Annotated in this window: 16 protein-coding genes and 1 pseudogene; 2 read left to right on the top strand and 15 right to left on the bottom strand. The window is 34.2% G+C overall.

The genetic code is table 11. The features are described from left to right. Positions 1-20: 20 nt before the first annotated feature. Positions 21-1,169 carry a DegT/DnrJ/EryC1/StrS family aminotransferase gene (locus HM984_RS14660; protein ID WP_179349694.1) on the bottom strand — a complete coding sequence of 383 codons (1,149 nt, stop codon included), beginning with the start codon at positions 1,167-1,169 and terminating at the stop codon, positions 21-23. A 124-nt stretch (positions 1,170-1,293) separates the two neighbouring features. On the opposite strand from HM984_RS14660, the gene HM984_RS14665 reads away from it, so the two are divergent. Continuing rightward, a complete protein-coding gene (locus HM984_RS14665) occupies positions 1,294-2,526 on the top strand; it encodes a 3-deoxy-D-manno-octulosonic acid transferase (protein WP_179349695.1) in 1,233 nt (410 codons plus the stop codon). Here HM984_RS14665 and HM984_RS14670 read toward each other — a convergent pair whose 3' ends face one another. Beyond that, the gene (locus HM984_RS14670) at positions 2,527-3,129 is read right to left on the bottom strand and encodes an alpha-ketoglutarate-dependent dioxygenase AlkB family protein (RefSeq protein WP_179349696.1); all 603 of its coding nucleotides are present in this window, start codon (positions 3,127-3,129) and stop codon (positions 2,527-2,529) included. A gap of 156 nt (positions 3,130-3,285) precedes the next feature. After that, entirely contained in the window at positions 3,286-4,608 is a 1,323-nt protein-coding gene (locus tag HM984_RS14675) for a M20/M25/M40 family metallo-hydrolase (RefSeq protein WP_179349697.1), read from the bottom strand. 206 nt (positions 4,609-4,814) lie between these two features. Between HM984_RS14675 and HM984_RS14680 the strand changes: the two genes are divergently transcribed. Further along, positions 4,815-5,231 carry a hypothetical protein gene (locus HM984_RS14680; RefSeq protein ID WP_179349698.1) on the top strand — a complete coding sequence of 139 codons (417 nt, stop codon included), beginning with the start codon at positions 4,815-4,817 and terminating at the stop codon, positions 5,229-5,231. A 59-nt stretch (positions 5,232-5,290) separates the two neighbouring features. Here HM984_RS14680 and HM984_RS14685 read toward each other — a convergent pair whose 3' ends face one another. The 12 genes and pseudogenes from HM984_RS14685 to HM984_RS14735 all read right to left on the bottom strand — a co-directional run bounded on the left by HM984_RS14685 (position 5,291) and on the right by HM984_RS14735 (position 24,391). Continuing rightward, positions 5,291-6,304, bottom strand: a complete 1,014-nt coding sequence (locus HM984_RS14685) for a LacI family DNA-binding transcriptional regulator (RefSeq protein WP_179349699.1) — start codon at positions 6,302-6,304, stop codon at positions 5,291-5,293. A gap of 268 nt (positions 6,305-6,572) precedes the next feature. After that, on the bottom strand, positions 6,573-8,162 hold the full coding sequence (locus tag HM984_RS14690; protein ID WP_179349700.1) for a T9SS type A sorting domain-containing protein: 1,590 nt from the start codon (positions 8,160-8,162) through the stop codon (positions 6,573-6,575). A 756-nt stretch (positions 8,163-8,918) separates the two neighbouring features. Beyond that, positions 8,919-9,074 (bottom strand): annotated as a pseudogene (locus HM984_RS17970) (T9SS type A sorting domain-containing protein); the annotation flags it as partial. 92 nt (positions 9,075-9,166) lie between these two features. Further along, complete coding sequence (locus tag HM984_RS14695; protein ID WP_179349701.1) at positions 9,167-10,075, bottom strand: glycoside hydrolase family 17 protein; 909 nt, start codon at positions 10,073-10,075, stop codon at positions 9,167-9,169. Between the two features lie 22 nt (positions 10,076-10,097). Beyond that, entirely contained in the window at positions 10,098-11,510 is a 1,413-nt protein-coding gene (locus HM984_RS14700; protein ID WP_179349702.1) for an MFS transporter, read from the bottom strand. Between the two features lie 6 nt (positions 11,511-11,516). Further along, a complete protein-coding gene (locus HM984_RS14705) occupies positions 11,517-13,022 on the bottom strand; it encodes a glycoside hydrolase family 30 protein (RefSeq protein WP_179349703.1) in 1,506 nt (501 codons plus the stop codon). 151 nt (positions 13,023-13,173) lie between these two features. Beyond that, entirely contained in the window at positions 13,174-14,238 is a 1,065-nt protein-coding gene (locus tag HM984_RS14710) for a glycoside hydrolase family 2 TIM barrel-domain containing protein (RefSeq protein WP_179349704.1), read from the bottom strand. 2 nt (positions 14,239-14,240) lie between these two features. Continuing rightward, the gene (locus HM984_RS14715) at positions 14,241-15,533 is read right to left on the bottom strand and encodes a glycoside hydrolase family 17 protein (protein WP_179349705.1); all 1,293 of its coding nucleotides are present in this window, start codon (positions 15,531-15,533) and stop codon (positions 14,241-14,243) included. Positions 15,534-15,548: 15 nt separating this feature from the next. Further along, positions 15,549-19,010: a 1,3-beta-D-glucan phosphorylase, GH149 family gene (locus HM984_RS14720; protein WP_179349706.1), complete on the bottom strand. Its 3,462-nt coding sequence runs from the start codon at positions 19,008-19,010 to the stop codon at positions 15,549-15,551. Between the two features lie 175 nt (positions 19,011-19,185). Beyond that, positions 19,186-20,796, bottom strand: coding sequence for a glycoside hydrolase family 16 protein (locus HM984_RS14725; RefSeq protein ID WP_179349707.1), 1,611 nt, complete (start codon positions 20,794-20,796; stop codon positions 19,186-19,188). A gap of 11 nt (positions 20,797-20,807) precedes the next feature. Then, positions 20,808-22,907 carry a PKD domain-containing protein gene (locus tag HM984_RS14730; RefSeq protein WP_179349708.1) on the bottom strand — a complete coding sequence of 700 codons (2,100 nt, stop codon included), beginning with the start codon at positions 22,905-22,907 and terminating at the stop codon, positions 20,808-20,810. 11 nt (positions 22,908-22,918) lie between these two features. After that, positions 22,919-24,391 (bottom strand): RagB/SusD family nutrient uptake outer membrane protein, encoded by a 1,473-nt coding sequence (locus HM984_RS14735; RefSeq protein WP_179349709.1) that lies wholly within the window; start codon positions 24,389-24,391, stop codon positions 22,919-22,921. Between the last annotated feature and the right edge of the window lies 1 nt (position 24,392).

Here is a 24,392-nt window from a genome sequence, read left to right on the forward strand (position 1 = left end):
CTTAACATGCTCGTTTTATATTATTTATTTGAATCGATAAAACTTAAAACTGTACTTGTAATACATTCAATTTGCTCATCATCTAACTCCGTATGCATTGGAAGCGAAATCACAGATTTAATTAACGCATTTGTAACCGGAAAATCTGATTCATTATAGCGATCATCCGTATACGCTTTTTGTCTGTGCAACGGTATTGGATAATACACTCCACATGGAATATTTTTTGATTGTAAATGTGCCACTAAAGCATCTCTATCCACGTCTTTTAAATTAAGTGTATATTGATGAAACACATGGCTATCATCACCATCATTAGCCTCTAAACCTGTTGGAGTAGTTATATTTGGATGGTTTTTAAAGGCTTCATTATATTTTTTTGCTGTATTGCGTCTCGCTGTATTGTAAGTATCTAAATGCGGTAATTTAGCATCTAAAACAGCAGCTTGAATAGAATCTAAACGTGAGTTTACACCAACAACATCATGATGATAACGCTCGTACATACCGTGGTTTACAATACCTCTAATTGTATGCGCTAACTCATCGTCATTAGTAAAAATTGCTCCACCATCTCCGTAACAACCTAAGTTTTTTGATGGAAAAAATGACGTCGAAGCTACATGACCTATAGCTCCTGCTTTGGTTTTACTACCATCTTTATGTGTATAACTTGCGCCAATAGCTTGTGCATTGTCTTCAATTACGTATAGGTTATGTGCTTTTGCTAAAGCCATAATAGCATCCATTTCTGCCGGAAGTCCAAATAAATGAACAGGTACAATAGCCTTAGTTTTTGGCGTAATTGCTTTTTCAATCGCAGCGACATCGATATTAAACGTTATCGGATCTACATCAACTAAAACCGGAGTTAATTGTAGTAATGCAATAACCTCAACAGTGGCAGCAAATGTGAAATCTGCGGTAATGACCTCATCTCCTGGTTGCAAACCTAAACCCATCATGGCAATTTGTAAGGCATCCGTTCCGTTAGCACAAGGTATAACGTGTTTAACTCCTAAATAATTCTCAAGATTTTTTTGAAACTCATGTACTTTAGGTCCATTGATAAAAGTGGCATTATCCATTACTTCTTGAATCGAAGGATCTACTATATCTTTAATTTTGGCATATTGACTTTGAAGGTCAACCATCTGTATTTTTTTCATTGTGAAGACTACATTTTAGTGTAAATATAAAAAAGCGTAAAGCTATTAGCGAAAATACAAAATTGTAAGCGCTATGACAACGCAATTAATTGAAAGAAATGTATTTTAGCACAAATCTTTGTTTTTGAAAGGACTCTATTCTATAGGAATTTACTTAGCTAGTTTTGTTGTTAAAATTGCGGCTTTATTCAATTCTAAATTGAAGCAAGGTGTCATTGGCAGAAAAAACACCTTTTCAAAGCTTCAATATATTATCAAGTCAAAAGATAAAACCTTTTGGTTTCATTGCGCTTCTTTGGGAGAATACGAACAAGGGTTACCTGTTTTTGAAGCTCTAAAAGCCAAACATCCTAATTACAAAGTGGTGTTGTCATTCTTTTCCCCTTCTGGTTATGAGGTTAGAAAGAATACAAAAATCGCTGATGTTGTTGTTTACCTTCCTCTAGATACTACAGCAAATGCTAAACGGTTTTTAGATTTGGTGAATCCAGATTATATCCTATTTGTGAAATATGAAATCTGGCCTAATTTTCTACATGAAATCAAAAAGCGTGACTTAAAAGCGATCTTAATTTCTGCTGCGTTTCGGAAAGATCAAGCCTTTTTTAAATGGTATGGAAGCTATGCAAAGTCTGCTCTGTTTGCCTTCAATCATATTTTTACACAAAACGAAAATTCTAAAACATTACTTAATAGTATTAATTACAATGCTGTTTCTGTTTCTGGAGATACACGGTTTGATCGGGTTTCAAATCAATTAAAAGTTGACAATACGGTTTCTTTTATTGACGAATTTAAGGATGACAAATTATGTATGGTCTTTGGAAGTTCTTGGCCAGATGATGATAAATTATATATGGATTTCATAAATTCGAATTCAGAAGTAAAGTTTGTAATTGCCCCTCATAATATAAAGCCTAGTTATGTGGCTTCTTTAAAATCGCAATTAAACGTAAAAACGATTTGTTATTCAGAATTAACTAAAAATCAAAATTTAGTCGATTACAAGGTCTTTATTTTAGACACTATTGGTTATTTAAGCAAAGCTTATAGCTATGCAGACATTGCTTACGTTGGTGGAGGTGCAGGAACAACTGGTTTGCATAACATACTAGAACCTGCAGTATTTGGAATCCCGATTCTTATTGGAAAAAATTATGAGAAATTTCCAGAAGCTAAAACACTTATTGATTTAGGAGGAGTTACTAGTTTGGCGAGTTCTTCAGCCTTCAACGCTACTTTAAACGTGTTGCTAACAGATGATGTATTGAGAAAAAGACAAGGTGATATTACTAAATCTTATATTGAATCTAATATTGGTGCTGTTGTAAAAATCATGGACTATTTAGAATCCTAATTAAGATTCTATAGTCCGAAACGTTAAATTTATCCGTGGTGTTTTCACTTTTTTAGTTGGTGGTAAGCGGTGTAACCAATGGGTTTGAGTTGATCCTTTCATCACTAACAAACTGCCTTTTTCCAATTGAACAGAAACGTTTTGCTTAGTCTCTTTATGTTTAAATAAGAATCTACGTTCTGCACCAAAACTTAAAGACGCAATGGCTCCGTTCTTTTTTAAATCCTTTTCGCCATCACTATGCCAAGCCATACCTTCTTCTCCACTATGGTATAAATTAAGTAAGCATGAGTTAAAAGTTTCTCCTGTTTTGACTTCTACCATTTGCTTGAGCTCTAAGAGCTCTTTATTCCATGGTAATGCCGATTTTGTAGTTTTAGAATAGGTATAACTAAATGGTTGATCTCCATACCAAGCTACTTTTCGTTTCGTAATAATTAGTTTTCCAAAAATGATCGCTTTATCATTCTCCCAATCAATATGTTGAAGTAACTTTTCGTAATATTTTTGTGCTTCTTCAATAGTCATTATGGAGCCATAATAATTGACTTCGCCATCAAATGGTAAAAGATTAGCATCTATTTCAGAATTAAATAAGTCCATGGTTTTAAATTCAATAATTCACTTATTATATGACGAAAAATGAAATGTCACATTGAGCGCAGTCGAAATGCTATTAAAACCATGATTACCAAGGTCTTCGACTGCGCTCAGACTGACATAATACTTATCATTCGTTTTTGTAATTGACTTAGTTATTTACAATTTAGAATGCACTAACCTGTACATCAAAACTGCGGTTATTTTTGCTTGTGTTGCCACCGTATTTAAATCGCCGGTTTCATTAATTGTATGATCATCTCCACCTCCTGTAAGTCCTAAACCATCGATTGCCATGTCGACATATTCTGAAGTAAATGAAATATCTGCAGCACCTGCATTTCTTGGATTTACCGCCTTAACTGGTCCAAAGCCTAAATCCTGACTTACGGTATTATAATACCCCAATAACTTCACATTACCATCGGTTTTTGCTAATGGAGGATACGCTCCTGCTGAAAATGTTAATTCAGCATTCGTTTTTGGATAATTTTCTGAAACTATTCTTTCCATAGTCGCTTTAGCTTTTACTAATTGATCTAAAGACACCGCTCTTAAATCTCCTCTAACAATAACGTCTTGAGATACCACATTCGTTTTCCCAAAGGCATGTCCTCCCGTTCCGTCTTCATCGGGTTGCAACCTTGTACCTCCAATAATGAATCCCGGGTTAAAAGTTAAATCTTTTTCTTTGGCTAACTGAACGTAGAATTCATTTAAAATTCTAGACGTTTCATATATGGCTCCTGCTCCAATCGCTTCTGTAAAAATTTGTGAAGAATGTGCTGGATTTCCATTTACTTTAAGTTGCCAATCTGCAGAACCTCTTCTAGACACTACTATCGTTTTTGGATTGTTATCTCCATTTTCGAAGCCTAAAGCAATATCTGCTCGTTTTGCCGCATCGATTAAAGCTTTTTTAGACAACTCTAAAGGATCTCCACTTTTTTCTTCGTCGCCAGTCATGACGATTTCTATAGACATATCGTCTAAAAGACCAGCTTCGTGGAGCGCTTGCATGGCTAAAATAATGATGACGTCACCACCTTTCATATCGGCAACTCCTGGACCTTTCATTATAGAATCGTTAAGCATGGTGTAGTCTTGAAAAGGACTATCCAATTCAAAAACAGTATCCAAATGACCAATCATTAAAAATTTTGGCCCTTTTTTCCCTTTTCTTGTTGCTATTAAATGTACGGCTCTGCCATAAGCATCACCATTTGTTAATTCGGTTTTAAAACCTAATTTGTCTAATTCCTTTTGAAATAAACGTCCTACGGTTTTTACACCTTCGAAATTCATAGTACCACTATTGATGTTGACAGATTCTTTAATCAAGTCAATAGCGTTTTCCGAATGTTTATCTACTGCTTTTATAATGCTTTTTTCTATTCGGTTATTCTGCGAAAAGCTCATAATTGAAAATAAAATTAAAGCAATGAATTGCAGCTTTTTATAATTGGGTCTTTTAATAATCATATCTGTTAATTGTAAAAATTATCTGAGGTAAAAATATATTTAATATAATAATTAAAATTAAAAAAAATTCACAAAAAAGAATCCAAATGCATTACTACAAACGTATATAGCAACGATGTACGAAGATTAATCAATAAAAGATATTGATAATTCAGCTAAATTACTATTTTCGTATATTAACATAAATTAACACTAAAACCAATAAAATGAAAAAAGTTGTATTAAGTTTAGCACTAGTTGCTGTATTAGGATTATCATTTACGTCTTGTAGAGAAACTAAAGCAGAAAATACTGAAGACGCTATTGAAGACGCAATGGATGATGCAGGTGATGCATTAGACGATGCTGGTGACGCGATAGAAGACACTATGGATGACGCTGGTGACGCAATGGAGGATACTATTGATGATGCTGGTGAAGCTATGGACGATGCTAAAGATTCTGCCGGCGATGCAGTTGTTGGCGCTAAAGAAGGAGCTAATGACATGGCTAATGATGTAAAAGATGCTGCTAACAACGCAGTTGAAGGTGCAAAAAAAGCAGGTACTGATGCAGTAGACTCAGCTAAAAAAGCTGGTGACGATGCTGTAACTAAAGCTGCAGATAAAGTTAAAGGTTTATAAGACCTAACTTCCTAAAATAAAAAGAGCTTGATTTTATCAAGCTTTTTTTATGTCTTTTTTTAAAATTCAGTTTTAGACGATTCACTTAGCTTTAACTCACTAGGCACAACAATAGTTTGCATTTTTAAATTTTCATCTTTAATATTATCGATCAATAATTTTGTAGACATCTCGCCTATTTTATGCGCTTTTTGATGAATAATTGAGATTTTTGGACTCGATAATAATTGGGTATGCTCGTAACCAAAACCAACAACTGATAAATCTTTAGGGATTTCTTTACCTAACTTCTTAGCCATATTAATGGCCACAATTCCTGTAACGTGATCTATAGATAGAATCGCATCAACTGATGTATTTTGTTCTAAGTAATCATATATTTTCTTTTCAACATCTGTATCCATAGCATTATCTAATTTTAAAATATGAAGCTCTAAATTATGATCTTCTAATGCTTTTGTATACCCACTTATTCTAAGCTGACCAACACTAAGCTCTTCAATATTACTTACTAGAAGAATATTTTTACGTTGTTCTTTTACTACTAAATGCTCAGTAGCGTCGTACACAGATTGAAAATCATCTACTATTACTTTATTACACTCAATATCATCTACGACTCTATCAAACATTAAAACAGGTAATTTACTTTTTATAGCAGACTTTATATGATCGGTTTGTTCTTTTACTTGGCTCTCTCTTGCTACAGCTATAATAAATCCATCAACACTTCCGTTTGCTAAAAGATCCAAACTTCGTTTTTCTTTATGCAACGTTTCGTTTGATAAACAAACAATAATATCATAATCATTATTAGTTGCTGTTTTTTCAATACCGTGTAATACTTCAGCAAAGAATGGATTGGTAACCGTCGGAAGAATGACACCAATAATTTTAGTTTTATTCGTTTTTAGTTGTTGCGCTATTCTATTGGGTCTATAGTTTAGCTTTGTGGCCAACTCCTTAACTCGTATCCTTGTGTTTTCACTAATTTCATGACTGTCATTTAACGCTTTTGAAACTGTAGAAACTGAAATATTCAACAGTGCTGCTAATTCTTTGAGTGTTGTCATTTTATTATTTTTTTAATTCTAAAGTAAGGGATCTATTACTACTTTCACAAGCTAATTATAGCATCATTATTTGATGCTGATGTAATTTAATATTAAAATAGTTAATACTACAAATAATACAAGCTAATTAAAGTAGACTTTTTCAATATTAATAAGTAATACTCAATTATACATCACTAATTTGAAAATATATAACGTTAGTTCATAAAAAAAGCGTGTTTAAATACTATAAACACGCTTTTTGTTAAAAATAATCTTGCTATTAATATTATTCTTTTATAAGCTTTACACTTTTTGAACCATTAACACCTTCAACTCTAGCAAAATAAACACCAGATTTTAATGAAGACGTATTAATTACAGCTTCAGTTGCATTTGGTTTTACGACACTTACTTTTTTACCTAAAATATCAAATACAGTAATAGAGTTAATTGTTGTATTACTCTCTATATTCCAGTTATTTTTAGTTGGGTTAGGGAACACCTTAAAAGCAGTTGTTTCAAAATCAACTGTACTTAAGGTACAATCATCACCGACTTCGTAAGTGAAATATTTGGTTACTGATTGACCACCTGCGTATGCAAATTTACATGCGTAGCTAACCTCATCACCAACAGTTAAATCATTTATCGTTGTTGAAAATGCTCTATCTCCAAGACTAGTCATAGGCACCTCATTAAAAGGTGATTGTCTCCATAAATAAGCAACTACACCTGCTTTATCATCTAGTAGCTGGAATGTAAACTCGACACTAGTACCTGTAGTAACAAAAGCATAGTTATAGCCATCTGTAAATTCACCTTGTTGCGCCTCATCTGTTTGGCCTGCACAATCTGTATTAACAACCGGTTCTGGTTCTTCCTCTTCTGCATCAGCACCAGGTGCTAAAATATCATCAAATAAATACGTTCCAATAACCGCTGCAGAATTTCCTAAACCTGAATCTACAAAAATTACTAATTTACCATAAGACGATAATCCTGAACCAAAATTTAACTCAATATCATGCCAGTCAGTTCCTGTTGTAGAAAACTCTAATTGTACATCACCACCGGCGGTTGCTTGCTCAAGTTTAAAAAGATGATCATTTACTTCTCCAGGAGCTGCTGTAGTTGATCTTACTCTAAATCTCATTGTGTTATTAGCATCATCGGAAAGATCAAGAGGTGCAACGAAAGTTGCCTGAGCATGATCCCAATCTCCACCAGAACCTATAACCTGTAATACATTATTTGTGGCATCATCTGGATCTGTAACGATACTAACGGTAGCATCACCACCAAGCATCATATCATTAAAGTCATCACTAAAATCTACTGGTAGACTAAATTCAGGAAGTATAGATGTATGAGATGCTCCTGCGATATCATCAATTAAATACGTTCCTACTGCTGTATTAGCAGAACCAAAATCAGTAAAAATAACCATCTTCCCATAACTTCCAAGACCAGCAGGGAAATCTAATGAAATGTCCTTCCACTGATCATCTTCCGTTGTAAATACCAATTCAGTATTTGGACCAGTACCATTTTCAAATTTTAATGCATGTGTATGCACACCATCATTCGCTAAGTTTCTAAATCTGAATGTAATTGTATTATTACTGTCATCAGATAAATCTAAGTTATTAGCAAAAAGAACCTGAGCATTATCCCAATCGTTACCACTACCTGTTATTGATAGTACATCGTTAGTTACATCATCTGGATCAAGCGCATTCGCAATAATAACCTCAGGGACATCGCCTATAATTCCATGTAGAGTTGGAACACCACCATCGGTAAAAGTAAATGGCAATTCTTGACTGTAACCAAAGGCTCCAATCAGCAAAGCAAACAAAAAAGTAATTTTTTTCATAATTCTTATATATTAGTTTAGTTAAATAGTTCAACATCATCGTTCATTACCTGTTTCTATTAAACATTTTTAATGATCTTAAATGTTGTTAAAACCAAAACTAAGATGAAACATTAGTGATTCCTAAAAAAATCACCGTACAAAAAACATACACCGCAATAAAACCTTGATTTAATTAAGAGTTTAGCAATTATAGCGTAGGTTTTAACGTATTTAGAAGAATTCGTTAACATTCTAAAAATCAAACAAAAAACAACCTTTGTATAGGTAATGTTGTGCTCCATATATCACTATTTTAGCTAGACACAACTGTTAAAATAAATAGCGTCTTTATATACTAAGTTGTATTGTAATAAAATCAGAGTTATGTTCTAGAAGGGATCAAAATTCTACCCTTAATTTACCCACTCTTATACTTCACTGTCGCTTAATCGTTTAAAAAACGATTAGATAAATACTAAGAAATTAATCAACTATTACAATTCAAAAAAAAGACTCAATTTTCATTTTTAAAAACTAAATAGAAACTGTTGCGGACGTAAAATGTAGAACACATAAGTAGTTTACTTTTATTACAAATGAAGTTCTTATGTTTTAATAAAAATTTAAGGACTTACTAAACTACAATCTAAAAATGCGACACTATTAGAAAATAAAAAAAGAGTATACAATTGTTATATACTCTTTCTAAATTAGGCTTAAAAACTAAATTAGGGAATTAGTTTTCAACTAATTTAATGGTCTTTATAAAATGACTTAAGCTAATTTTTGACTATAAATACCGTTTAATAATCTTGAAGCGTCAACTGTAATTTCTGATGCATTAGACGGTACATTTATGATTTGCTTACATAACGAATTAAACACTTGTGCTGTATTGGTAGTCCTGTTATTAGCATTAACATTCCAAGTTGAGTTTAGAGGTTAAGACTAGCAGACTCATAACCAATTAATTACAATACTTATAGGCATACATTGGGTTAATTATACTTTTGAAGTCAATTTTAATATTTTAGAGTTTGTTTCTCATATTTGAGCTTCTCGTTTTTATCCCAAATTCCCCAATATGACCCTACATCTCCTTCTGTTCTAGCTTTCCAAGATTCATCAAAAGAAGAAAAGAAGAACATTTCAATTCCCTCTTCTTTAGACCATTTTTGAGAATTTAAAAAGTATTTAATTGCATTTTTTTCAGAAGGGAAAGCACCTTCTAAATTGGTTCCTTTATTTGGCCAGCCTGTTTCTGTAATAATAACTTTTTTTCCGTTTCCTGCTTTTAGCGCTCGTTGGTACATATCCTTCATATATAATAATGAATAATCTTGGTCACAACCTTCCCAAAAAGGATAGCAATTTGCCAAGATGATATCGCAAGCTTCTGTAACGTTTGGGCGATTAGAAAATTCATAATAAGCATCTACATAACCTACCGGTATATTTGCGCTAATAGATTGCTTAACGTTGTACATATCCGCTAATAATTCTTCTTCGGTTAAATCACCACGATACATCACTTCATTACCAACAGCTGCAATATCAACATAGCCTTGGTTTGTTAAATCAATTAACCCTTTTACTTCTTTTGCATTAATCGCTTTATCATCTCCTAACCAAGCACCAACAAGTGTTTTAATACCATATTCTTTCGCAATCTTAGGTATAAGCTCATTACCGTCTGTACAAGAGAATGAACGTATCCATTTGGTATAAGGTTTAATGATTTTGATACGTCTTCTTATTTGCGACTCAGACAATTCATCACCTGGCTCTTGTCCTTCTAGATAAGGACTAAAGCAAAGTCCGTGAATTCCATCAGACAATACGTTTCTATATAATTCTTTTAATCCTTCTATATCTTTATCAGCATAATCGATAGATGCTAATGCTAGAAATTTCTCTTCTCTTAAAGACATAATACAATATTCAGTTACTTAGTTAAATAGTCGTTTTGCGTTGATCTAATTCTGCCCTAATTTCATTAGCTTTTTCTTCTGTTATATCATAATTGCGCATTATATACATAGCTATAAGTGTACCAACTATTGGTAATCCTGAAAAGAATAAACGTAAACCTGTAATTGCTCCTTCTGGCTGTACTTGGAGTACAGAATCAAATCCTATAACAGTCAAAATTGTACCACTTAACCCACCTGCAATTCCGAAACCAAATTTTACCATCCACCAGTATATAGCACCGAAAACTCCTTCTCTACGTTTCCCCGTTTTTAATTCATCTAAATCAATAACATCTGCTGTCATAGACATCATAAGGGTAAATAATCCACCGATTCCAAAAGAGAAAAATGGTAATGCAAATAAAAACATATAGGGTTTACCAGGGATAAACAGAAACCAGAGCATAATATACCCTATAACAGAAACACCTTGTGACACCATAAAGGCCTTTTTCTTACCTAAAACTTTCGACATTTTAGCCACTATTGGAATTACTAAAAACGTCGTCACCAAAGCACCAATACTTCCAAATAAAGTAGGCCAAATACCTGCAGCTGTAGCATCTCCATTAAAGAGGTAATACACAATGATAAAAAACGTAAAACTAGCTACGGTATTAAAAGCATTGAACACAAAAAATGTAGCAAAGCAAAGCTTTTTAAAAGGTACTGATTTAAAAGCCTCAACAAAGTTACTACCGATTTCCTTTAAGCTACCACCAATGTTTTTAAGCGTCAGCGAGGAATAATCTTCATTGACTGTTGATCTACTTTTAATAAAAATAGCAGGAACCATTGCGCAAATTGCAAATATAATGCCGACCCAAATAGCCAATTCTCTTACAGCCCCATCTGCCGACGGATACCATTCTGGATCATACATAATAACCCAAAACCAAGGAGCTATTACCCAAGCCCATTGACCAATCCATTGTGAAACTGCCATGATACTTGTACGCTCATGAAAATCATCACTCATTTCATAACCCATTGCTACGTAAGGCACGCTAAAAATGGTTAAACCCAAATAAAACAGAAACGATGTCAATAAAAAATACCAAAAATTATAATCGAGCGAACTCTCTCTAAATAATTGCCACATAATGATAAAGGCAATACCCATAATTATAGCTCCTATAAAAACATATTGTCGTCGTCTTCCCCAACGCGATTTGGTATTATCAGAAATATACCCCATAATTGGATCTGTAATAGCATCAAAGATTCTTGGCGCTAGTGATACCACTCCCCACATCCAACCTGGAAAACCTAAATCCTTAACTAAAACCACAATGAATATACCAATAACAGCTGGAAACATTTGGTTAGCAAGCATACCTAATCCAAAAGCGATTTTCTGGCCTAAAGGAACTTTATTGGCTATGGTAGACATAATTATTTAGTTTTTAGTTGGAATTATTATTGTCTGAATAGCTTGTTGATTAATGTTCACACTTACCGTTTCCTCCCCTAGAGTCAACCTAAAATCTTTTGAGTCTTTACCTTCATTAAATATGACTACAGCAATAGTTCCGTCTGGGTTTTTAGCAGCAGTAACCATTAGATCTTTATCTGCATTATCAACTCCAATAACTTCTGCTCCTGGTCTAATATATTTACTAAAATGAGCCATAGTGTAATACAATGGAGTAAAATAAACGGCATCTGCATCTGGATCTACAATTACTGGTGCAACACACCAATTCTCGAACCAGTTTGGACCACCTTGACGGTCTAAAACCATGTTCCAATCTACCCAACCATCTACCCAATTGTTTAGGCAACCGATGATATCTCTTGCATAGCGATTAACAGGGGCATATTTTGGGTGTAAGTATTTCTTGTCATCTTCACGCCAATCATAACCCCAATCTGTAGCTTCTTTTTTCCAATACCAAGCATCATCTTGCCATGCAGGAATTTCTGAATCGATACATCCTTCAGTTTCTATTAAGTATTTTTCTGGTGCTTTTTCATGTGCATATTGCAATTCTTCAGGAAAATAATCATACGTACTCTCGTACCAATGAATAGCTAAACCATCAAAATATTTTGAAGACGCCTCATCTTTATACATTTCATCTACCCATTCCTTTATCCCTTTTCTATTCTGGTCGTATCCAAGGATATTCACCTCCCCAAAACCATCAGCTTCTAATTTTGGACCTAAATGGTTTTGAACAAAGTCTGTTTCTTCTTCTGGTGAAAAGTGCATGCTTTCCCAATTATTCCCATTTCCGTGTGGTTCATTAACTGGTGTTAAACCCCAAATATCAATACCTTCAGCCTTATAAGCATCAACATATTTAGAAAAGTAAAGTGCGAATGCATCGTAATATTTTGGCAATAACTTTCCACCGACATACGCGTTGTTATCCTTCATCCATGGAGGAGATGTCCAAGGTGATGCTATAATATGAAAGCCGTCTTTAGAAATAGCTTGAGCGTCTTTAATCATAGGAATTAAATCATCGCGATCCTCTTCGATATTGAAACTTTCTAATTCCACATCATCTGCAACAGGTGCATAGGTATAGTTGCTTAATGAAAAATCACAAGAAGCAATATGTGTTCTTGTTAAAGAATAACGTGCACCATCTTCACCAAAATATGCTTGAAGAATCGTATCACGGTTTTTCTTACTTAATTTATTTAATAAATAAGCCGAAGATTCTGTAAACGAACCTCCAAAGCCTGTAATGGTTTGAAACTTTTGCTCTGGCAATAATTTTATCACCGCTGATGAATCTACTGTAGAAAACGCAGTGATTCTAGTCAGTTTATTTCCGCTTTCTGACGTTTCATAAATTTCAACCTCTAAGCTTTTACTTTCTTTTTTTTCGGAAGTACAACTCATTAAAGTTAGAATTAAGAGTGGCAATATGCTATATCTTGATGTTTTCATATCTTGATTTTGCTTTAGTTAATTGATTTTTTTTTAAAAATTTTAGAGCGTTCTTAAAAAACACCCCTCAAGTGCCCTCAACGGGACAATCCGAACGTTTAATAATGAGGTTTTGCGATCTTATTAAGTAGTGTAATTAATATTCAAAAAATTATTCCTTATCTACATTCGTATAAATGTCTTTTACAACGTCAAATACTTGTTTCTTATTTCTGTCAATATCAACGATACCCCAAAATTCTTCATTCGGACTACCGTCAAAAGGGACGCCTGTACTGTTTGGTGCTGTACCACCTGTATCTTGTACTTCATTGTTTCCGGCTTTCCACCAGCCATCAGTAAATTGAAAAAGCGTTACACCAGAACAAATATCTTTACCATTAAATGTCGCTTTCAAAATAATTTCTGTTGCATCAGCTTGCGCTAATTCATTGACGCCTTGCTCATAACCATCATTAGCAATTTGCATATAGCTATCTGCACCTGTTTCTGCCAAATACATAGGCTTTTCACTCACTTCTTTCCATTCTTTTAAAATGGTTTCTGGTCTTACTGATCGGTAAACATTCATTCCCCAAATATCAATATTCGGACTCATAGAACGCGCTAATTCATTTGGTAAATCACCATGAGCCGTAGCCACTGGATGCGATGGGTCATTTTCATGAATTACTGCAGCAGCATCATTCATTGCTTTGTACCAATTCTTAACATCCCCATCAAACCATTCGGGATGATAGTTATATTCATTTCCTAATTCCCACATTAATATGGCATTATGGTTTTTATATTTATTTACATAATCGACAAAAGACCCTGAGAAAATATCATTTTTACCACCTTGCTTGTACCCAAATCCGATAATCACTTTTAGTCCTGCTTCATTGATTTCATCAAGTACACTTTCTTCTTGAATTGGAGAATAAACTCTGATGGTATTGATACCTGCTTCAACCATTAATTTTAAATCTTGAGTCAGCGTACCAAAATCTCTTTTGACCACGCTTCCCTTTGGAACTGGGTGATAACAGATGCCTTTTATTAAATAAAATTCATCATTCACCAATAATTGTCGTCCTGAAACTGATACCACATCACTAACAGAAACCTCATCAACAACTGACGTTTCTTCTTCTGATATAGCTTCTTTTTTTGTGTCGTTTTTACACGACATAAAAGCCATTAAAACAACGGTTACGAATACGATTTTTTTCATATTTAGTCTTTTGGATACTCTGTATTTGGAACTCGTACGTCTTTCATTAAGTCATCGAGGTTGCCATTGTAAGTTTTGGTAATTGGTTTTCCATTTCTAGTTAAACCTTCAAATGTGCCCCCATCAACCCTATCCCATAATGGATATTTAGCTTCACCTTTTAAATTGATTAAACCAAAGTGATTTTCCGAACCTAATGGGTTCTGAGCGTCTTTCCATTGCTCATCAAAAGCTTCAAAATAGAAACAAGAAATTTTCTCTTTATTCGTCCACGCTCTTAAATGATTATAATACAACCCGAGTTTATATTCGTCAGTCGCTCTAGAACCATCTTTTCCGTAATGACCATTAGACGTGGACGCCCAGCCCGTTTCTCCGATATGTATAGGTTTATTTACACCAATACTTGTCATGTAATTTGAAACACTATCGTACTGCCTTTTTGCAAAATCTAAAGCTCTTAGCATGGCTGCATCAATTTTTTCTTTATCAGAAAAATCAGCTTCGTTTTCAGGAACTTTCCAAAAATCAGAATTGTAATGCGATTGATGGTATGGATAAGTATGCATCGAAATATAATCAACGGCGTTGGCTATTTTCTTTAAATCTTCTGTATGGTACATTGGATCTCCACCACCCCATGAAGAAAAATCGTCTGAGCTGGTAATCCATAAGTCTGCCGGTAATTCTCCTGATGCCTTTAAATCTTGAAGATGATTAACCCACTTTAAAATAATCCATGGTTCTACATAATAACTTGTAGCCCATTTTACCATCGCTTCATTTCCGACGGCTAGGACTTTTACGATGTCTGAGTATTGCTTAGCCAGTTCTACAGCTGTTTTTACCTCAACAGGATTTCGTTCGCTTTCTGCATTATGATTTGGCTCTCCATTTTCCCAATTGAACGCATTTTCGCAATCAATCCAAATACCGAGCATCACATACATTTCGAAAGTTTCATCTTCCTTTTTAAGTTCTGTTATGGCTTTAAGTACATTTTCCGCATGTGCAAAATGAACATTATAGGTTCTTAACACTTTTACTCCCATGGCACTGAGAATTTTCATATCCTCCTTAAGCTCTGAAAGCGTAGGTTGTACTTCTCGCTGTTTTTCTCTGTAGCCTCCGTAAGAAATCGCTAAATAGTCTGGATTTCCTAATATGTCTTTTGCACTCAAAATTTGCACTTCTTTAACTGGTTCTGCGTTACCGTCTTCCTTTTTTGCTTCCTTACATGAAAAAACAAGTAGCATCACAAAAACATACACCGCTAAATTTAAACTCTTATTCATGCTAAATTCTTTAAATTATTTCTTTACTGACACTATAATTTGATCGACGTTTCCTGTTCTATTAAAGATGCTATCACTTGTTTTTACATCAAGTTTTAAATCATTAAATTCTGATGTAGACCCATCATTATTTAACACTTCAATTTTATTTATAGTTGCGCGTTTGTATATAATTGGCACTTGGCAGTACGTAAAACAAAGCGAATCTTTTTCTAATTGAATTGTCTTTAATTCTTTATTAATGTTTGTATAATTAAAACTTTTTGAGTCGCTTAAAAACTCTTCTGTTCTTAAAAGTCTTGGATTAAAAAAGAGTTTACCATCTTTAACAAAGACACCTAATTCTCCAAAACGACATAACACATCTTCTTTAACCTGACCTGTCATGCCAGGTTGTTGCGCTCCTTTTCCACCTGGTGTGTGCGAATAAGGATCGGTTGGAAAAGCTCCATATAATTCTGGTGATTTATGAGCACCGATACCTTCGTTTATTTCGTAATAATGCTCTAATAACCTCCCGATAGTTTCTTCGCTTTCATTATTGGCTACAGCCTTTAAACCGTTTTCTTGTGTTGCTAATAATAATTTAGAAACCATGTGCCAGTATATAGACCCTAAACCTTCGTAACCATAAAAAGTACCTGAACGCCCTGTAAAGGATTTATGATCGAACATGTCTTCAAAAATGTCTAATACTAAAGATTTTTCAGCTTTAATCAAGCTGTTGTACTTTCCTTCTGGCAGTTCCTTTAATGCCGCTTTTAAACTATCTGCATTATTAAAATTACCGTTAAAATGGTACTGACCCGTAATGTCTTTTTCAATAATCTGCGTATTGTGATCCGCGATTAATTGTTGTAATAATTTTGAATTTTCTACAGAGGCAGTAGGAATATTATTTTTATCTACAAAGCGCGATAATTCCTTGTTTGGGTATAAGATATAACTGTACTGATCTTCTCTAAATAAAGCACTCGCTTTTAAAGCATCTAATACACTTAAAGCGTCTTTTGGCTCTAAATAACCTGAACTTAAAACAGCGACCTGACCTTCTAACATTTCTGGCAAGTACGAAATTGATACTTCTGTATCACTCTTAACCGTCATTAGATTATAAGCATGATACAAGTTGTCTGTTCTCTTGTTTGCTTTGATAGTATGGTCTAAATAGTGTTTTAAAACTGTAAAGAATTCTAACAAATTTTCTTTAGAAATTGATTCTTTATCACTGGTAAAACCTGCTTCATAGATTTTTAATCTATAATCGCTACCCGCAGACCCCAATCCATCTAAAATTGTTTTTCTTTCTGTGTCTGAAACGCTACCAGATAGTACGCTTTCATTATCTTTTAATGTTGATACAACACCGTCAAAGAAAGCTTTTAATTCTATTGATAACTTGTATTCAGTCTCTGATGACTTCTCAACAATACCTTCAAAAAAATTGATAAATCGCCTTAAATAATATAAGGTTACCATAGAGACCCCATTACCAACTAAAGCGTTGTTGGCATCGTTCCACTCTGGTCGCTGTGTATTTAACCAAATTCCTCCTTCTGGAATGAAGTTAGACACTTTAGCTAAAACCGTAGCTAAAAGTTTTTCGATTAAATTGACTTTATGGATGAAGTAATTTCCATCTCTTAATAAAGCACCATCTGCACCTAATCTCTCTTTTACTAAGTTAATTTTATTGTGTAATTCGTAATCGAAATCAATAGTGTCCTTTGGATTATTTAAGGTGTCTTGATAACTCTTAATTTTGTAAGGGACGTTTGCATACACAAAAATATCTTGTGTGAAACTATCTGATAATTTATTAGGATAATGATTTTCAATAAACTCTAAAAACTTCAATAAGTAGATGATTTGATGATCTCCCCAATATCCGATATAGGACCATGGATCATCTTCTTCTATAGCTTCCCAATCGAATCCATCTTTTGTAACACGGTAAGGATTGTACCCCTCAAAAGTAGTGGCGTTAAAAAACTTATGAATCATCCCTTCCATAAAAGCAGGATATGAATGCGCTAATGTCTCCCAGTTTTGAAAGATATCTCTCCAGTTACCTTCATAATCTAAGATTTTAGAACCATCAACTTCACTACGTGTATTGATAGAAAATTTGTTCCAAGGTCTACTTGGATCTCCATGCCTTCTACTAAACTTTAATGGTAAGTACTCGTAACACAAGCGTTTAAAATTACTGTCATTATCGTTATCTGCAATCGCTTTTATTACATCTACATTAAAAACTTCTGGTAAATTATTTAAGATATCCTCTTTACTCTTTGACACTTTTACATTAGCCTTAGCCATGTAGTTTACAAAATCTTCTTTTTCAATTTTGTAGTCGTTATCAAAAATTCCACCTCTCATGATGTTGAAAAGTGTATTGGCGAAATGTCTCGTATTTCTTAATTGATCATCTCCGAGTTGAATACCATCTGAAGCACCAACCAATTCTAAAAGATGCTTTGTACCAGCATCTATATCTTGCTGCACTAGTTCTTCAAGATTAGTATTGCTTTTTAGTTTTTCAGAAATATTATTAATTGAGCTTATCGTTTGGTTAACTTCTGCAACAAACATCCAACTGCGTTCTCCATTTGCTTCTAAGCTTAAATCCTTAGAAATGAAGTACGCACCTTTTTCTGCTCTTATATCTTTTTCTTCAGTAATCGTTTTACCGTTTCTAAAATTATCTAACTGTAATGACGATATTAAATGTGTAGGTTTGTCTAAGCCAGTAGACCAAACGGTATTCGCTTTTAACGCTTCACTTGGTTCTGCTCGATCTACAATTATAGCGCTTAATGCAAAAATCCCGATTCCGGAATCTGCTTCTAATTCGCACTTTTTATACGCATCAATTAAGTTACTTGTTGCATTTTGAAAATCTGAAGCTAAGCCATAAGGCAAGATATTTTGAATACCATCTAAGATGGTGATCTCAACTTCTTTGCTTGAATTATTTAAAATATTAGCTTTTCTAACAAAACCAAATTGGTCACTAGAATTCCACTCGTATCTAAACGTCAGCTCTAAATCATCATTAGTTTCTTCAAAAACAACTTTATTCCCAAAACTGTTTTTATAAAGATTTCTTTTGGTAGTATAGACACCTTGATAGCGATTTGAAAACGGTTCCCACAAAAACGTCTTACCATCTTTATGAACCTGAACGATCGTTTTACTACCTGTGGTCTCTAATGATTCCGTTATTTTATCATCTGTATAATATGGAAATAAGGCATTGTTTGCATTTTTTCTACCAGCAGTTAAGGCACCATTACTAGAAATAAATAACCAATGATTTGAGTTACTTACTAAACTCATAAAAAATGGTCTCATTTTATCACTGTTAGAGATTTTGTAATAATCTTCATTATGAAGTTTTACAAGTTCTCCATTAACTTCAAAGTCATCATTTGAAGCTATTTTATTTCCGATGTATATGGGATTTTTTGTCATTAGTACTTTAATTAATTCAATCGAAAATTTTATAAAACAAATAGATTTATTTTTTATAAATAGTTTCCGTAATGTATATAATGATTAAAAAAAGGCTGAACAGTATAGCTCAACCTTTTTATGATTTACAATATTAGACTGCTCTTAAATTTTATTTTAGAAATAGTAACTTGGGTTATTGATACACTCTTACATAATCAATCTCCATACTATCTTCTGTAAAACTTGGATCGATTGTTCCACCTAAAGTTCCACCTAACGCTACGTTTAGAATGAAGAAAAAGTCACTATCGAAAGGTAAATCTGGAGAATTAACAATAGTATGAAAAGGTTCATCATCTATTAAAAACGTAATCAACTGAGGAGTCCACTCAACAGTATAATTATGAAACTCTGTAGTTGAAGTTACCACTTGAGTACTTCCTGAGTCACCTGCACCTGGAGATACTGCAGGATGATGAACAGTTGCTAAAACTGTATTTTTATCCTGTCCTTTTTGCTCCATAATATCAATTTCACCACATCCTGGCCAAGTATTTATTTGATAATCTGAACCAAGCATCCAAATCGCTGGCCAAGTACCAATAGAACTCGGTAGTTTTGCTCTTATTTCTGCCCTTCCATAGGTAAAATCGTATAAACCTTCAGATTTTAATCGTGCTGATGTATAACCACTTCCTTCAGATTTCGCTGTAATTTTTAAGAAACCATCTTCTACAATTACATTTTCATCGCTAGACGTATATGTTTGAGATTCTTGATTTCCCCAGCCTCCTGCGCCAAGATCGTATGTCCAATTAGCAGCATTAGGTGCGCCATCTACATCAAACTCATCTGACCAAACTAAATCAGTGTAAATTGTACTAAAGTCTCCACCGTTAGATTCGTCTTCTGATGTTAATATAAACCACCAGTCAAAATCACCATTAGCATCTGCTGCTTTTAATGTTATCTCGTTAGGAACAGATCTATCAAAAATCTCGTAACTATGATTACCTATGTAATACGATATAAATCCTAAACCACTTAGGTTTATGGTTTCAACTCCATTTGGTGCTACTAAAACATAGCTCTCAGAATAATCATCATAAGGTACATTTTCAACATCGTCACCATTTGCAGTTCCACCAGGACCTAACTCACTAACTAATCCACCACGTCCAAATACGGTCCCTGCAGTATCATCGTTTGTAATGTTTGTAATGTGATTATATGTTCCATCAGCATCAAATATAAAGCGGTCATCATACATACCAACACCAACCTTTTCATTTGGACCAGCAGCATACCATTCTGCAGGTATTACGCCACCAACAGGACCTAAACCAAAATGGCCAGGAGTCTCTGATTTTAGTCTCCAAACTTTTGAACCATCACCAACTAGTTTTTCAACTAGTTCTTGTGGTGGCAAATAGGTTGCTAATACATCTACAGTTATAGTTGTAGTTGTAGTTACTCCACCTGTTCCATAAGCAATAACATTTACATCATAGGTGTTTAATCCTAAAGTTGTAAATAAAGCTTCAGCCGATCCTGAAGGAGCATTTGATTGTGTACCGTTATAAACAAACTTATAATTTATAGCATTATTTGCAGATGCCGTAAGAATTACAACACCACTACCATCCCCATTTGGATTATCTGAATCTTGTCCTACAACATCAGCAGTTACTACCAAGTTAGTCGGCGCTATTACATCTCCAAAAACTGCATCTTCCTCTTCACAGCCCATTACGACGAATAAAACAGCTAGACAACTTATTAAAGTATATTTTATATTTTTCATAGTTTTAGTTTTTAATTTTTAACAAGCTTATACTGCCAAAACACTCCAGTACCAGTTTCAACATTTACATGCATTGTAGTGTTGTTATCTGATAGTGTTGCGGTATAGATTATAGAACTAGGAACAGCCACATCTGGCAATTCGCCTTGATTAGTTGCTTTTGGTAATCCGATATAAGCACCTTCACCCATTATGGTTAAAGTACCCGATCCTGAATCAAAAGAATACGAAGCAGATCCTGATCCGTCATGAGGTGCTACTGGAGCTCCACAATCGTCATCACCACCTTGCCATGGTTCTATCCATGTTTCTGCCCCAACAACATTTGTAAAAGAACCATCTGATCCAAATACATACGTATCATCAAAATAACAAGCTCTATCTGCAACACAGCCGTCATCACAAGAATACCAGCTTGTATCACCAACATGTGGTCCAACTGCTAATGATCCTGCTTCTGCAGCCATTTGCCAAGTTCCAGTAATTGGGGAATCTTGAACACCATCTTTTACCAATTTAAATTGCCAAAACACTCCTTCACCAGCTTCAATATAAACATTCATTGTTTCGTTATTGTTAGAAAGTGTAGCTGTATAAGTTATAGATTCTGGAACAGCTACATTAGGTAGCTCTCCTTGATTATTCGCTTTAGGTAATCCGATAAAAGCTCCAACACCATTTAAGGTTAAGGCACCTGATTCTGAGTCAAATGTATAAGTTGCAGTCCCACTTCCGTCATAAGGTGCTACTGGTGCACCACAATTATCTTCACCACCTTGCCATGGCTCAATCCATGATTGTGATCCTAAAATATTAGCAAAAGAACCATTTGATCCAAATACATAGGAATCATCAAAATAACAAGCTCTTGCTTCTACACATCCATCATCACATGAATACCAACTTGTATCACCAACACTAGGCCCTACCGCAAATGAGCCTGCTTCTGCAGCAACTCTCCATGTACCAGCTATTGACAATTGTTGCGTTGCTGCTCTATAAAAGTAGATATTGTCTATAAATACAGTTCCTTCACTAGAAGGGGTACCTACATATTTTAATTGGTGTATATCGCTTACTGTAAAGCCATCTTGATCTGTAAACTCTGAAATTGGAATATTGATACTTGTCCAAGAATTTGGTGTTAACTCAACAGTTACAGGACGTTCTCCATTAGTTTCATCTATACTTATTAAAGAAATTTCTATGGTTTCTAATATATCTGCAGTCCAAACATCTAAATGAATGAATTCCATTTGAGACACATCTACCTGGTTACCTAGTTGATTTCCTTGGTAGCTTAAGTTTGAATACTGTAGCATATCGTCTCCATTTAAATCAAATAGCGACCATCCACTACCACAACAACCTCCTTGACCCCAATCTGGAAAATAATCCGATTCAGGAACGTCTGTATAAACAGAACTAAATACAGAAATAACATCACTCTCTGCTCTTGAGGGCGGAGTTGGCGCAGAACTTAAAGGCTGTACAATAGCTGTAACTTCAAACTCTTCAGTATAACTTGTAGTTTCTATTGCCGCTCCCATAGCAACAACTGTGATGGTATAAGTACCTGCATCTTGGTATGTATACGATGTCGTTTCGCCAATATTAACTGAAGTAGGTTCTACTGTATCGTCTTCGCCAAATGTCACTTCATAAAATATAGCAAAATCCGCTGAAGCTGTAACGTTTACCGTTTTAGAAAGTGTTGCATCATTCGTAATTGTAACAACTAAATTCTCTGGTGCTTGAAAAGACACCACTATAGTTTGCGTAATTACAGTAGATAAATCATTTAACCCATAAGCTATTATAGAAGCATCGTAAGTTCCCTCCTCATAAGTATAGTTAATACTATTACCTGGATTTATTGGATCAGAAACTTCAGATCCGTCACCATAGTTAATTTCAAATTTTGACACTCCTTCACCTAAAGGTGTTATAGTAACCAAACCAGTATTATCTTGTGTAACTACAACATTAGCTGAAATATTAATAGGAGCTTCAATTGCATCTACAAAACTAGTGTTTGCATCATCTTCAGAACAGCCATAAAAAACCATTACTAAAAGACATAATCTTAATGTGTGTTTTATTATTTTCATGCTTCTTTTTTTTAATAATCAGGATTTTGCTCCCAGTTGCCATTAGCAAATTGAATTTCTTCAAGTGGTATTGGGAATAATTCATTTCTATTTGGTGTAAACCCATCAATTTCAGAACCTCTACCAGTTCTCACTAAATCAAAAAAGCGGTGTCCTTCTCCGACCAACTCAACTCTTCTTTCATGATAAATAGCTTCTGTTAATGCCGACCCTGTAACACTAACTTCATTATCTGTATTTCCAAATGCTCTATTTCTAACTCTATTTAAATAAAGTTGTGCTTTTCCATCATTAATACCACCTCTGTTAAACGCTTCGGCTGCCATTAATAATACATCTGCAAATCTGATAGATCTGTAATTATTTGGGTTTGTTAAATTTTGATCGCCCGTATTTAAATCTCCCTTACGAGCAATATACTTTCGATTAAAATAACCAGTATGCTCATAACCTGTACCATAAGTAGCACCAGTTGTAGCTGCCCAATTTTCGATATCTAAAATTGCAACATCTTTTCTTAAATCTCCGGGTTCAAATTCATCTACAACGTCTTGTGTTGGCACATTAAAGCTAAAACCTGAATCAAATAAAGGTCCATTATAGTTTCTAATACCATTAAATCCAACAGCCACATTTCCTTCACTACATTGTAAACAGTCAAAACCAGCTCCTTCTACATCTGTATATTGAACTTCAAATACAGACTCGACACCGTTTTCACCTAAATGCTCGAAAATTGAATCGTAATCTTCTACTAAATCATAAGGTCCATTGATAATTAAATTATCTAAAACAGAAGCTGCTTCTGTAAATTTATCTTGATACAAATATGCCTTACCTAGTAGAGCTTGAGCTGATCCTTTAGTCGCGCGCCCTACTTGAGGTGCTGTATATGACAAATTATTTATTGCGAATTGCAAATCTGATTCAATTAACGCATACACTTCTTCAGTTGAAGATCTTGGTATAATTTTTTCATCTCCTAAAGCAAAACGTTGATCAACCTTTATAGGAATACCACCGAACCATTTTACCAATTCAAAGTTATAATAAGCTCTTAAAAATTTCGCTTCAGCAATAATAATCTCTTTGCCTTCAAAATCTGTTTTGTCTTGAAATTCTAATAGATAGTTTGCACGATTAACTCCTGCAAACATCCAATTCCATATATCTCTAAGGTTACTATTTACTGAGGTATGAATCATATCATCTACCTGCTGAAAACCAATAACATCAGTAGCATCCCCACCTCCACATAACGTGTTGTCTGAAGCTATTTCACCCAACATAGCGTTAACATATGTAGCTTGTAACAAATCGTAACTTGCGATTAATGCATTGTAATAATCATCTTCTGAGTTAAAATAATTTTCAGAATCAATTGAATACACAGGTACTCTTTCTATAAAATCATCCGAACAGGATTGGTACGCAAACACTACAATAACTATAGCGATGAGTTTTTTTATACTATTATTTTTCATT

It is taken from the genome of Winogradskyella pacifica, assembly GCF_013403915.1.
Lineage (GTDB): Bacteria > Bacteroidota > Bacteroidia > Flavobacteriales > Flavobacteriaceae > Winogradskyella > Winogradskyella pacifica.